Consider the following 12,874-nt stretch of genomic DNA (forward strand, 5'->3'; position numbering starts at 1 on the left):
GGAGGACTTTTCCGATGGATTATCAACAAACTGCTAAACGTGTGCTCGAACTCGTCGGTGGACGCGAGAACATCATCACTGCTGCTCATTGCGCGACGCGTTTACGTCTTGTCTTGCATGATGAATCAAAGGTCGATCAAGCAGCACTTGAAGACTTAGATGGTGTCAGCGGCGCCTTCTCAAGTTCTGGTCAATACCAAATCATCTTTGGAACCGGTACCGTCAACAAGGTATTTGCTGCGTTTGCGCCACTTGCCGGTGTAAAGGTCGATGGAGAAGAACCACTCGACGTTAAAAAGGCTGCATCGCAAAAATTAAATCCGTTCGCCCGTCTTGCCCGCTCGCTCTCGAACGTCTTCGTTCCACTCATTCCGGCAATCGTCGCAGCCGGTCTCTTGATGGGATTACTCGGTATGATCAAGGCCTTCGGTTGGGTTGACGGTGATTCACCGATCGTCCAACTACTGGATATGTTCTCGTCTTCTGCCTTCATCATCCTACCGATCCTGATCGGTTTCTCGGCAGCCCGTGAATTCGGTGCGAACCCGTACCTCGGTGCCGTCATCGGGGGGATCATGACACACCCGTCCCTCTTAAACCCTTGGACGCTCGGTAATAGTGATCCGGAAGTCATGAAGTTCCTCGGAATGAACATCGAGTTGATCGGTTATCAAGGAACGGTCTTCCCGGTTCTCTTAACCGTTTGGGTCATGGCAAAGATTGAACAACAAGTCCGGAAACGGACACCCGAAACGCTTGACTTACTCGTGACACCGTTCGTTACGGTTCTCGTCACTGGATTCCTGGCATTGATCGTCATTGGTCCGATCGGAACGTTACTCGGAAAAGGCATTTCATTCGTACTCGTCTTCTTCTATGAACAGTTCTCAGTCGTCGCCGGTCTTCTCTTCGGTGGACTGTATTCGACAATCGTCATCACAGGGATGCACCATAGTTTCCATGCGATTGAAGCAGGATTACTTGCAGATAAGAGTATCGGAAAGAACTTCCTCTTACCGATTTGGTCGATGGCGAATGTCGCTCAAGGTGGTGCCGGACTTGCCGTTTACTTCTTGACGAAGAACGTTAAACTCAAAGCACTCGCCCTACCGTCTGCGTTCTCAGCATTTCTCGGAATCACAGAACCCGTCATCTACGGTGTCAACTTACGTCTTGGAAAACCATTCATCGGTGGTGCCATTGGTGGTGCGATCGGTGGCGGTTATGTCGTCTTGACACAAGTCGCTGCGAACGCTTATGGATTAACTGGAATTCCGATGATTGCGATCGTCGCGCCACTCGGTGCGTCAAACTTGATCAACTATCTCGTCGGGTTCGCCATTGCAGTCGTCACTGCTTTCATCTCGACTGTCGTCTTGATGCGTCTCGATGCACGGAAACAAAAAGAAACGGACGTTGCTGCTTAATCCTTCATGCGACCAAACCGAGTCCTCGGGCTCGGTGGTCGCATTTGTCGGTTCGCAAAGCGCTGAAGTTCGCTTTATAATAAAAGAAAAGATCGGAAAGGAGGACGTCAGGCTGATTATTCATAAGATCCTCAATAACAATGCTGTTGTCGTCAAAGAAAATGGACAGGAACGCATCGTCATGGGACCAGGTATTGCTTTTGGAAAAAAGAAAAAAGATCCGATTCAAGCGACGAAGATCGAAAAAATGTTCATCCCTTCATTTGAAAATGCAGAACAGTTCAAAGAGATTCTGACAACGACACCACTTGAGATCATTGATTTATCGGAACGCATCATCTCACATGCAGAAGGTGAGCTCCAAACGCCGTTTCATGACTATATTCACGTCAGTCTGACGGACCACCTTGCTCATGCCGTACGATTAGCACGTGAACAACTCGTCGTGCATAATCGATTGGCAGAAGAGATTCGCCTTTTGTATGGATCAGAGTATGCGATTGGAGAATGGGCAGTTCTTGAGATCGAGCGTGCCTTACAAGTTACGCTACCGAAAGAAGAAGCTGCGAACATCGCGCTTCACTTATACAATGCACGCCAAACGCATCCGAATATGGCCACTGCTTTGCAGACGGTTACGTTACTCAATGAACTACGTGAACAGATCGAAGTCTTTTTTGGACAAACGATCGAGACCTCATCAATGACGTATTATCGTTTCTTTACGCACATGAAATTGGTCCTCGCCCGGATTGAACAAGGAGAAACCTTACACGACATGGATGATGTGATTTTATCTGCCGTCAAAACACGTTATGCTGAGGCTTATGCCTGTGCGAGTCAAATGGGCAATTGGTTGACTGTCGAACTCGATACACGTGTACCTGAATCAGAAATCGGCTATATGGCTTTACACATCGAACGGATTCGTCCGGATCTTGAAAGGAGTTCTACGTATGAAAATCTTTAGTTTAGGGGAAGCATTGATTGATTTGATTCCTCTTGATGCTGAAAACATGACGTTTCAAAAAAATCCTGGAGGTGCTCCTGCCAATGTCTCTGTCGGACTCGCTCGATTAGGCGCTGATAGTTATTTTCTTGGAGCTGTCGGTGATGATTCGATGGGACACTTCTTGAAAGATACGTTACATCATTATGGTGTTCGTACCGATCATCTCGTCCACGATTCGACGCAAAAAACAGGACTTGTGCTCGTTACAAACGGTCAGGATGGAGAGCGGTCGTTCGAGTTCATCAACGCGGAGCGCGCTGATATGCAATTCCACGAAACACATGTACCGGAGGATTTCACGTCCGTCGATTTATTACACATCGGTTCGATCTCTTTGATTACTGGAGAATCCGTCAACGCGACACGAAAAGCCATCGCACGTGCAAAAGCGCACCAAGTACCAGTCTCTTACGATCCGAACTTACGAGAGTCGTTATGGCCGAATCTTGACGAAGCGCGGACGACGATCCGGTCTGTCCTACCGGATGCACAAATCGTCAAACTTGCTGAGGAAGAATTGACGTTTCTAACTGGACAAACGAATCTTGATGACGGGGCTGCTGAATTGTTAGCTGAATATCCGATTCGTCTTCTTGCCATCACGCGAGGAAGTAAAGGATCGATTCTCTATACGGATCGTGCGATGGCTGTCATCGATGCGATTACGGTCGACGCAATCGATACGACAGGAGCTGGAGATGCCTTCATGTCCGGTTTACTCTACCAGTGTGCGTTACGCGATTTTTCGTTTGATTGGTCTGAAGATGAACTTCGCGACATCGGTCGATTCGCAGCGATTTCAGGCGGACTTGCTGCTTCCGTCAAAGGAGCGATGGCTGCTTTGCCAACGCTCGACGAAGTCGCTCATCGCTTGAGTTGAATCGATAACTCAGTAGAAATAAGGATGGTGAGATTCCGGACCCAGTGCCAGAATCTCTCCATCCTTTTCATTTGATTGATGAGTCGTTTATTCACTAAGAGAATTGATTAAGGTGTATCGATAAATCGTTTGATTTCATCTAACGACTCGTCCTGTTGTTCTTTTGGCGTTAATGGGCTGCTGTTATCCCCTTTTTGTCGACCGTACATACCAAAGTTCGCATGGTTCCCTTGCTTGATTTCATGGAATACCGCATCTTTTCGAACGTCCTGTTTACTTTTTTCGATATCAGCGACTGGTAAGACACCATCTCGTCCACCATAAATCGTCAACGAGGGCACATCAATCGAATCAATCGGATAGGACGCGAGGAAAACGATCCCCTTAATTTTCGGATGTTGTTCGACGATCGTCGAAGCTGCGCTTCCACCGAGCGAATGCCCGATCAGATACCATTTTTTGACTTGGGGATAATCCTCGATGATATCGAGTCCTTCGCTTGAGTCAAGCAACGCAATCCGAAACGGTAGCTTTGGGATGACGACGAAGTGCCCGTCTTTCGCTAGTTGCTTGCCGTAATAACTGTAGGCCGCTGCATCAACTTTTGCCCCTTGATAAAAGATGAATCCAACGTCACTCGTCTTTTTTCCAAATGTCACTTCACGTGGTGTAGCTGTCTCCACGTAAGATATCGCTTGGGGAGATGCATCATAATCGAACTGCGCCCAGATCATGAATGCAAATACGAGCAGTGCCAACAGCGCAGCAATCGTTCCAATGATTCTTATACTCCATTTTTTCATTTCATTCCCTCCCGTTACCGTTATACCCCATATTATGTGTTAAATCACATATGAAAACAAATATTAGAATTTTCAGTCATTGTAAGCATCCCTATCGCTTTTTCATGAATTGGTTTAAGATGAAACCAATATTGTTTTTTCGAAAGGAGATTTACGTTTTGCCGCGTACCCTTGTGTCTACGATTCAATGGTTTTTATTCATCATCTGTACTAACATTGCCCCGCCCCTTGCCATCGCAGCATCGTTTGAACTCTCGGGTGCCGAGACGCTTTCCTTCTTATCTCGTTGTCTATTCGTATTTGCCATCTTAAGTCTCTTTCAAGTCCTGCTCGGACACCGTCTACCGATCATGGAAGGTCCTGCTGGAATTTGGTGGGGTGTATTTGCTCTTTATTCGTCGATTGGTGTCACATTGTACGGCAGTTATTCAAACACATTACAGTCGCTTGGATTCTTACTCCTACTCAGCGGTATCATCTGTATCGTCTTGACGATGACGGGTGTCTTACGGCGCTTAGTCCCCCTTTTTACACCGCAAGTCATCGGAGTCTACATGCTGTTGCTGTCGGCACAGCTGTCCGGATCCGTCATGAAAGGATTACTCAATATCGAGGATGGACGAATTCAAGTATTACCTGCCGTCATCTCGATTCTGACGGTCTTGATCTCACTTTATTTAGAACGAAGCGATCGCTTACGCCAGTACGCTTTATTAATCACGTTACTCGTCGGTTGGAGCATGTTTGCATTGATTGGTCGTGCCGAGATGCCAAGCTTCGACGGTCCACTGTTCACTTTACCGAGCTTGTTGCCGTTCGGCGGTATTCATGTCGACTGGAGCTTATTACCGACAGCTCTCATCATCTCGTTGTTGTTAATGACAAACGTCTTAGCAAACATCAAGGTCATCGAACGGATTATCAGTGCCAAGCGTGGTGAAACCGTCAAAGGACAAGTCGGAACAGCTGGTATCACGGCTGGTATCGGGCAACTCTTCGCTGGTCTGTTCGGTACGGTCGGTCCTGTCGCCATTTCCGGAACAGCTGGTTTCATTGCCTCAACAGATAACACGGACCGCAAAGCGTTCGTCTATGCGAACATCACGTGCCTTTTCCTCAGTATCGTGACACCATTCGTCGGGTTGATCGCTAAAATCCCCGTCGCTGTCGGTTATGCGATGGTCGCACCGATTGTTGCCGGGATGGCGATCATCGGCGTCACGGAAGCAGCCCGCGACTTGAATCGTCAAACGGCGATGATCACGGTCGGTCTCCCGGTCCTCGTCGGCATCGGTGCGTTGTTACTACCAAAAGGGGCAACGGCCGATTTACCGCCACTCGTGACGACCTTGATGTCAAACGGTCTCGTCCTCGGAACATTGGTCGCCTTGCTCGCAGAAGGGTTACGCCATATTCGGACGAATGATTAATAAAAAGACGCTTTCTCGATTGAGAAAGCGTCTTTTTTCATGCATCAGCGAATACCGCGCATGTATTTTTGAAGTTTTGGTGCGAAAGCGAACAAGAGTAATCCGAAGATGACGGCAACGATACCTGTGATACCGAAGTACAAAATCTCCGTATCATTCGTGTAGTATTTAACGATTTGTGCGTTGACCGCTTGACCTGTTGCGTTCGTCAAGAACCACAGACTCATCGTTTGCGCTGAGAAGGCTGCCGGCGCCAATTTTGTTGTTGCCGATAGACCGACTGGTGACAAGAAGAGCTCACCGATGACGACGAGGAAGAAGCTCAGTGCAAGCCAGAGTGGACTAACTGACGTCTCCACACCGAACAGGATACCTGGTAGTGTCATGACGATGAACGAAAGTCCGGCGAACAGAAGACCAAACGAGAACTTTTGCATCGTCGTTGGTTGACGGTCACCGAGTTTGACCCAGAAGCTCGCAAAAACAGGTGCTAATACGATGATGAAGAGCGGATTCAACGATTGGAAGAATGCCGGTTGAATCTCAAATCCTAAGAATGAAAGGTTCGTCCGTTCACTTGCGAAGATCGAGAGGACGTATGAACCTTGTTCTTGGATTGCCCAGAAAATCGCTGCTGCGATGAACAACGGAATATACGCAATCAAACGTGAGCGCTCATCATCCGTGATCTTTGGACTACGAAGCATGACTGTGAAGTAAGCGATCGGAATCAAGATCCCGAGAATCGTGACCATTAAAGTAAAACGAGAAATTGTCAACAGTCCTGTCATCGATGCAACGACACCGAGTACCGCAACGACGACGACAACGATTGATGCGATCGTGATGAAGCGTTTTTTCTCGTCCCCTTTTAATGGGTTCAAGACATACGTACCCGCTTGACCAAGGTTTTTCTTTTTCGTCAAGACGAAGACGACAAGTCCTGCGAACATCCCGATGGCAGCGAGTGCGAAACCAGCGTGATATCCACCGCGGTCAGCCACTTCACCGACGACGAGTGGTGAGAGGAATGCCCCAGCGTTGATCCCCATGTAGAAGATACTAAAACCAGCATCGCGGCGGTTATCCGTCTTGCTGTACAAATCACCGACGATATTCGATACGTTCGGTTTCAAGAAACCAGTACCGATGACGATAAGTCCCATCGAGATGAAGAGGGCTGTAATGCCTGCTGGTAAAGCAAGGACGATATGCCCTAGCATGATCAAGATACCACCATAGAAGACGGTGCGTGACGTACCGAGTAAACGGTCAGCTACCCATCCCCCAATGATCCCTGACATGTAGACGAGCGAACCATAAACGGCCATGATTGACGCAGCTGTCGTCTTATCGATACCTAGACCACCGTTGGCAACTGAATCGTACATGTAGAAGATAAGGATGGCACGCATGCCATAGTAGGAGAAACGCTCCCAAAACTCAGTGAAGAAGAGGGTGAACAACCCTTTCGGATTCCCAAAGAATCCTTTTTGCGGAACGGTCTTGTAGACCTGATCGCGATCAAACTCTGCCATATGATCGGCTCCTTTCATCAATCCTAAATAAGTGCATAATCCATCATCTTTTCCCGCTTTCCCCAAACGATAAGCGTGACGAAACAGATAGGATACGAATACACTGTTTTGCCTGAATTGTCTCACTTCTTTTTTTATATATGAGACAGCACTTTACCATTCAACCGCAAATCATTTGACGAGTCAAATATTATTTACGTTACAAGAATAACAAAAAGAGCAGTCGACTACTCGACTGCTCAGGATTGCATCTGTTTCGATTCAATGATTGTAATTCCAGGCGGTGCATGTAACGTTTCACGGATCATCGCCGCAGCGACTTGACCAGCTTCGATCGGAGCAATGGCACTCCGCTTCAACAAGGGGCGTAAAACCGTCGAAATTTTCGCAGCCGCTTGTTCGCCTAAGCGGAATTCATCTCGATCCCCTAGCAACAATGACGGTCTAAAAATCAATAACGCGTCATATCCGAGTACACGTAATCCGTTTTCCGTGTCCCCTTTTACGCGATTGTAGAAGGTTTTCGCATTCGGATGGGCACCGAGCGCCGAAATCAAGGCAAATCGTGTCGCCCCGAGGTCTAACAATTCACGACCAAGTTCAATCGGATATGTGTAGTCAACCTGACGAAATGCCTCTTGCGATCCTGCTTGTTTGATCGTCGTGCCCAGTGCACAATAGACATGGTCGACGACAGGTAGTTCAATTTCTGTCACACGATCAAAATCAATCACCCATTCTTCCAATTTCGGATGAAAACGGCGCATCGGGCGGCGAACGAGAACATGTACCTCGCTATACGCATCTTCTGCCAACAAACGATCGACGAGTTCTTGTCCGACTAGACCAGATGCTCCTAAAATTGCTGCTCTCATACGTTTCTCCCTCCTTCATGCTGTCGACCAATTGGTACGAAATAGGAACGGTTTCCGGTAATCCGTTCTCCGGCACGTACACCAATCGCACTTGGTCTTCCTCCTAAAATAAAGACACCATACATATACGCGACTTCTCCCTCTTCCTGAAGTGAGTACGTCGGTAATTCTTGATACGCTTGATAAACAGCCGGTTGATCACGAAACGTATGCTGTTCATTCTTTAGCATGATATGTCCTTGTCCATCATGGACCGTCACGGTATCTCCTTCACGCCCGAAGATTGGTTTTTTAACGAATGATCGCTGGCTTGAAATGAATGGATCAGCGGATAAGTACGTCGGTAAAAAGTAACGCGTAATCGTCATATGGTCCGTTTCGCTCAAGTACGGATGATTGGCTTCATGCAACATCCAGATCAATGCAAGAACCGACTTAGCTTGCATTAAAAAGGCAGACGGTGGATTGATGATTTCGAGTCGACCCGTCTCGACGAGTTGCAGGAGTAATTGTCCTAAATTTCTTCCGTCCTCATCCCGGTCAAGTAAGGCCATCTCGATCGGAAAGGTTTGACGATATAAGATATCGATTCTTTTACCAGCCTCATCGTACAGACCTTCTTCCGGACGAATCTCTAATGCATGAAGTGGACAATAGGTCGCATCACTCCAAAACGACTGCAAATACTCAGCTGTCAATCGATCCTCGATGTGGTCACCATGTGAGGTGAAGACGACATGCGGATGCTGTTTCGTCCGATGTATCGCGGCTTCGATCGCACGACGGACAGTTGCCTTCAGCCATTTGTTTTCCCCATCGTTGACCCGTTCAAAACCTTGTTTTTCCGCTACGACATCATTGACTTCAAATACTTCTTTAATGAAAGTCGGCGTATCCGCGTTCCATTCCATGAGTGAGATACGATCTGCCGTCGCAATGAAATCAAAGCGTCCGATGACGGTCAACGGTCGCATCGTCTCGAGTCGTAAAAAAGCGAGACTTTCAACTGGAAAGCCCAGCTCGAGCAGTGCCTCATCATCCATCGATCGAAGAATCGGAAGTACTTTTTCAAATATCTTGTAAACTTCTTGCGCCGCGATATGCAGTTGGTCGATTCGTTCTTCCGAGATGGGCATGATTTCCGTCACAGCGTACGGTTCCCCGTCTAGCACATCCCAAAAACGATCGATGTCTCCGTAAAAGGTTTGTCGTCTATTCATCCGCCGAAAAAGCCGGAAGATGAGCCTGTTCCGAATCCCTTTGTCTTCGTGTTATAACTCTTTACTTCTTTTGATTTCGGCGTATACCCTTTCGTTCGCATCGCACTATGCATCAAGGCACGTGATGCGAAATAACTACCACCCCAGTAATAGTATCCTGAATGGGTTGATGAACTATCATCACAGTACCAAACGCCTTCATCATTATCATACTCATAGTCATCACAATCCGGATCATCTGGTCGTTCCGCTCGTGCATCATCCGATCCACACCCACTCAGTGTCGTTCCGATCAACAGTGTTGCAGCTAGTGTCGCTTGTTTCATCCAATTCACCGTCTCAGTCCCCTTTCCTTTTACTCTCGTTATGGATAGTATACGCTTTTTTGGAGAGAAAAGTTTCTTTGTTCTGTCGGAACTTTTTTTCCTTCAATGTGGTAATAGTATCTATAGAACGAAAAGGAGGATTTACGCATGTCACTTGCCTACTACGTTGAAGAAAATGGTGAATTCCATCCGATCTATCAATATGATCGTTATGCGATTGAACCGGAAGAGATCATCGCCCACCAACTCTGCGAATTTCATATCATCGAAGGACATCAATACGAGCTTCGTTCCAATGAGATGGCAGGTGATTACGATCAATTGATTGTCGATCATATCAAGGCATCACCGCGTGCGACAGAAGAACGCGTTTATCCACCGCATCAAATTCATATCGAGTTCAGAGAGTATTTATCTGACAGCGCGCAACCGCTCTTAAAGACATCAACGGTTCCGAATCACGTCCAAGCGATGCGTTTTTTGATCAAGGACAAAATTGAAGTCGAAGGACACGGTGTGTTTGAGCGTGACAGCTGTGAAATCGATATCGACCGAAATTGTTACGTCGTCTATCTTGCTGATACACTTTGAGATGTAAAATCAGGTCTCTTCATTTCCAAGAGACGTTTTTTTTGGCATACTAGAAAGTAAGAACGAATCAATCGAGGTGAACGAACATGAGTGAACAACCAAAAAAACTATCATTGCAAGAGGCAATGATCGAACGCTTGAAAGCAAAAAAACAAGCGCAAACAAAACGTCCGACTGGCTTACAAGGAACACAAACGAAACAATTGACGAGCCAACAGACGAAAAAAGCAAACAACCAGAAAAAACGGACAGGCGTCTAAGTCACAGGAATTCATGAAATAAGGAGTAATTATGAGTATTTTAACGGTATCTAACTTAAGTCACGGATTCGGTGACCGCGCCATTTTCGAAAATGTCTCCTTCCGCCTGTTAAAAGGCGAGCACATCGGTCTCGTCGGTGCGAACGGTGAAGGAAAATCGACGTTCATGAACATCATTACGTCGCAACTTGAGCCGGATGAAGGAAAAGTCGAATGGGCGAAGCATGTACGCGTTGGTTATTTGGATCAGCACGCTGTCCTTGAAAAAGGATTAACCATCCGCGATGCACTTAAAGGTGCATTCCAGTACATGTTCGACATCGAACAGGAAATCAATGATTTGTACGGTAAAATGGGCGAAGTCGAGCCAGAAGAACTGGAAAAGATGCTCGAAGAAGTCGGCGTCTTGCAGGACATTCTGACGAATAACGACTTCTATACGATCGATGCAAAAGTCGAAGAAATCGCGCGCGGTCTTGGGCTCGATGAGATCGGACTCGACCGGGATGTACAAGAGCTCAGTGGTGGACAGCGGACGAAAATCCTGCTCGCCAAACTCCTTCTTGAAAAACCGGACATTCTCTTACTTGATGAGCCGACCAACTATCTCGATGTCCAGCATATCGAATGGTTGAAACGCTACTTGAATGAATATGAGAATGCGTTCATCTTGATTTCGCACGATATTCCATTCCTCAATAGCGTCATCAACTTGATTTATCATATGGAAAATCAAGAATTGAATCGTTATGTCGGTGATTACGACAACTTCGTCACGATCCATGAAGCGAAGAAAAAGCAACTCGAGTCCGCGTTCAAGCGTCAACAGCAGGAAATCTCTGAGTTGAAGGACTTCGTTGCCCGGAACAAAGCCCGTGTCTCGACACGGAACATGGCGATGTCGCGTCAGAAGAAGCTCGATAAGATGGATGTCATCGAACTTGCGCAAGAGCGTCCAAAACCAGAGTTCCACTTCCTCCAAGCACGGACACCAAGTAAATTGATGTTCGAAGCAAAAGGTCTCGTCATCGGATACGATGAGCCACTTTCGCGCCCTCTTGATCTGACGATCGAACGTGGGCAGAAGATTGCGTTGCACGGTGCGAACGGAATCGGGAAATCGACGTTGCTCAAGAGTTTGCTCGGTGAAATTCCAGCTGTCTCGGGTGTCGTTGAGCGAGGCGAGAACTTGCATATCGGGTACTTCGAACAAGAAGTTAAAGAGAAGAACTCGAATACGTGTATCGAAGAGATTTGGAATACGTTCCCGTCTCTGACACAACAACAAGTCCGTGCTATGCTCGCGAAGTGTGGTTTGATGACGAAACACATCGAATCGAAAATCGAAGTGCTCAGCGGTGGGGAAAAAGCGAAAGTCCGTCTTTGTAAATTGATGAATACGGAATCGAACATCCTCGTACTCGATGAGCCGACGAACCACTTGGACGTCGAAGCCAAAGAAGAATTAAAACGTGCGTTACAAGAGTACAAAGGAACCGTCCTGTTGATCTCACACGAACCAGAATTCTATGAAGCTGTTGCGACAGACTTATGGAACTGTGAATCATGGACGACAAAAGTATTCTAAGCTACACCATACAAAAGATGGGATGCCCAGAAGGGTATCCCATCTTTTTAGTTCATACACTTAATCATTGCATGATCGTGCATCTTCACGCACACTAAGACTTAGAAAATGATTATGAAGGAGCGTGTTTTTTTGGAAACGATCACGAAAAAGGCAACACTATCCTATCTCCATGTTCCAAGCGGTGGTTCAGAACAGTTGATTGCCCGTCTCTATTCACCTGAACATACAGCGAATGCTCCACTGATTGTCCTCTTCCACGGATTTCCCGGGAAACAGTTGAACATGGACTGGGCAGTTCAACTTCAAAGTGCAGGGTACCATGTACTCGTCACGTCGTATCGTGGAACGATCGGGAGCCCTGGAACCTTCCGATTCCAACATGTTTTGGAAGACGCGACCGCGACACTACAGCACGTCTGCTCAGAGTCTTTCACTGCCGAACATGGCATCAAGGCGGATCAGATTACCGTCGTTGGTCATAGCATGGGCGGTTTCGCCGGTCTACATGCTTTTGCTGAGACACCAGAGGCTGCACATTATGTCGGAATCTCTCCGTTTAATTTTGGTCTCGTCGGTCAGCTCGTCCTCGAACATCCGGAATACGAAGCTGCGCTACAAGGTGTACTCGAACGAGGAGCTGGTTTCCTAAATGGTGCCGTTGCTGACGCGTTACTCGATGAGTTGAAGCACCATCATATGACTTGGAATTTACTGACGCTAAAAGAACGTCTAGCCGATCGCTCGATGTTGCTTATGACGTCAGAACGGGACGAAACATCGATCAAAGCACTCCATCATGACTTATTGCTATCCGACAGTCCGTTCGAGGAAGCGATTGTCGATAGTGATCACAACTATATCGAGAATCGGGACGCTGCCTTTAACGAATGGACAGCTTGGCTCGCCCGACAATGAAAAGAG

The 12,874-nt window shown here is 47.1% G+C and carries 13 protein-coding genes; 8 read left to right on the forward strand and 5 right to left on the reverse strand.

Annotation, left to right across the window (positions count from 1 at the left end; all coding sequences use genetic code 11):
* Positions 1-14 precede the first annotated feature (14 nt).
* The 3 genes from U719_RS15535 to U719_RS15545 all read left to right on the forward strand — a co-directional run bounded on the left by U719_RS15535 (position 15) and on the right by U719_RS15545 (position 3,319).
* A complete protein-coding gene (locus U719_RS15535) occupies positions 15-1,427 on the forward strand; it encodes a sucrose-specific PTS transporter subunit IIBC (protein WP_023469730.1) in 1,413 nt (470 codons plus the stop codon).
* Between the two features lie 127 nt (positions 1,428-1,554).
* Positions 1,555-2,397, forward strand: coding sequence for a PRD domain-containing protein (locus U719_RS15540; protein WP_235147701.1), 843 nt, complete (start codon positions 1,555-1,557; stop codon positions 2,395-2,397).
* Positions 2,384-3,319: a carbohydrate kinase gene (locus U719_RS15545; protein ID WP_023469732.1), complete on the forward strand. Its 936-nt coding sequence runs from the start codon at positions 2,384-2,386 to the stop codon at positions 3,317-3,319. The genes U719_RS15540 and U719_RS15545 overlap by 14 nt, the downstream gene beginning before the upstream one ends.
* A 107-nt stretch (positions 3,320-3,426) precedes the next feature.
* Here U719_RS15545 and U719_RS15550 read toward each other — a convergent pair whose 3' ends face one another.
* Positions 3,427-4,122 (reverse strand): alpha/beta hydrolase, encoded by a 696-nt coding sequence (locus U719_RS15550; RefSeq protein ID WP_023469733.1) that lies wholly within the window; start codon positions 4,120-4,122, stop codon positions 3,427-3,429.
* A gap of 173 nt (positions 4,123-4,295) precedes the next feature.
* On the opposite strand from U719_RS15550, the gene U719_RS15555 reads away from it, so the two are divergent.
* Positions 4,296-5,552: a purine/pyrimidine permease gene (locus tag U719_RS15555; RefSeq protein ID WP_231681714.1), complete on the forward strand. Its 1,257-nt coding sequence runs from the start codon at positions 4,296-4,298 to the stop codon at positions 5,550-5,552.
* Between the two features lie 44 nt (positions 5,553-5,596).
* On the opposite strand, the gene U719_RS15560 is transcribed toward U719_RS15555, so the two are convergent.
* From U719_RS15560 to U719_RS15575, 4 genes are all read right to left on the reverse strand, one after another.
* Positions 5,597-7,090, reverse strand: coding sequence for a peptide MFS transporter (locus U719_RS15560; RefSeq protein WP_023469735.1), 1,494 nt, complete (start codon positions 7,088-7,090; stop codon positions 5,597-5,599).
* Between the two features lie 239 nt (positions 7,091-7,329).
* Positions 7,330-7,965, reverse strand: coding sequence for an NAD(P)H-binding protein (locus U719_RS15565; RefSeq protein ID WP_023469736.1), 636 nt, complete (start codon positions 7,963-7,965; stop codon positions 7,330-7,332).
* The gene (locus U719_RS15570) at positions 7,962-9,185 is read right to left on the reverse strand and encodes a glutathionylspermidine synthase family protein (RefSeq protein ID WP_023469737.1); all 1,224 of its coding nucleotides are present in this window, start codon (positions 9,183-9,185) and stop codon (positions 7,962-7,964) included. The genes U719_RS15565 and U719_RS15570 overlap by 4 nt, the downstream gene beginning before the upstream one ends.
* Positions 9,182-9,511 carry a hypothetical protein gene (locus U719_RS15575; RefSeq protein WP_035395686.1) on the reverse strand — a complete coding sequence of 110 codons (330 nt, stop codon included), beginning with the start codon at positions 9,509-9,511 and terminating at the stop codon, positions 9,182-9,184. The genes U719_RS15570 and U719_RS15575 overlap by 4 nt, the downstream gene beginning before the upstream one ends.
* Positions 9,512-9,658: 147 nt before the next feature.
* On the opposite strand from U719_RS15575, the gene U719_RS15580 reads away from it, so the two are divergent.
* From U719_RS15580 to U719_RS15590, 4 genes are all read left to right on the forward strand, one after another.
* A complete protein-coding gene (locus tag U719_RS15580; RefSeq protein ID WP_023469739.1) occupies positions 9,659-10,102 on the forward strand; it encodes a hypothetical protein in 444 nt (147 codons plus the stop codon).
* 86 nt (positions 10,103-10,188) lie between these two features.
* The gene (locus U719_RS16975) at positions 10,189-10,362 is read left to right on the forward strand and encodes a hypothetical protein (RefSeq protein WP_023469740.1); all 174 of its coding nucleotides are present in this window, start codon (positions 10,189-10,191) and stop codon (positions 10,360-10,362) included.
* A gap of 31 nt (positions 10,363-10,393) precedes the next feature.
* A complete protein-coding gene (locus U719_RS15585; RefSeq protein ID WP_023469741.1) occupies positions 10,394-11,950 on the forward strand; it encodes an ABC-F family ATP-binding cassette domain-containing protein in 1,557 nt (518 codons plus the stop codon).
* Between the two features lie 132 nt (positions 11,951-12,082).
* Positions 12,083-12,868 carry a S9 family peptidase gene (locus U719_RS15590; protein ID WP_023469742.1) on the forward strand — a complete coding sequence of 262 codons (786 nt, stop codon included), beginning with the start codon at positions 12,083-12,085 and terminating at the stop codon, positions 12,866-12,868.
* Positions 12,869-12,874 lie beyond the last annotated feature (6 nt).

The organism is Exiguobacterium sp. MH3 (genome assembly GCF_000496635.1).
Classification (GTDB): domain Bacteria; phylum Bacillota; class Bacilli; order Exiguobacteriales; family Exiguobacteriaceae; genus Exiguobacterium_A; species Exiguobacterium_A indicum.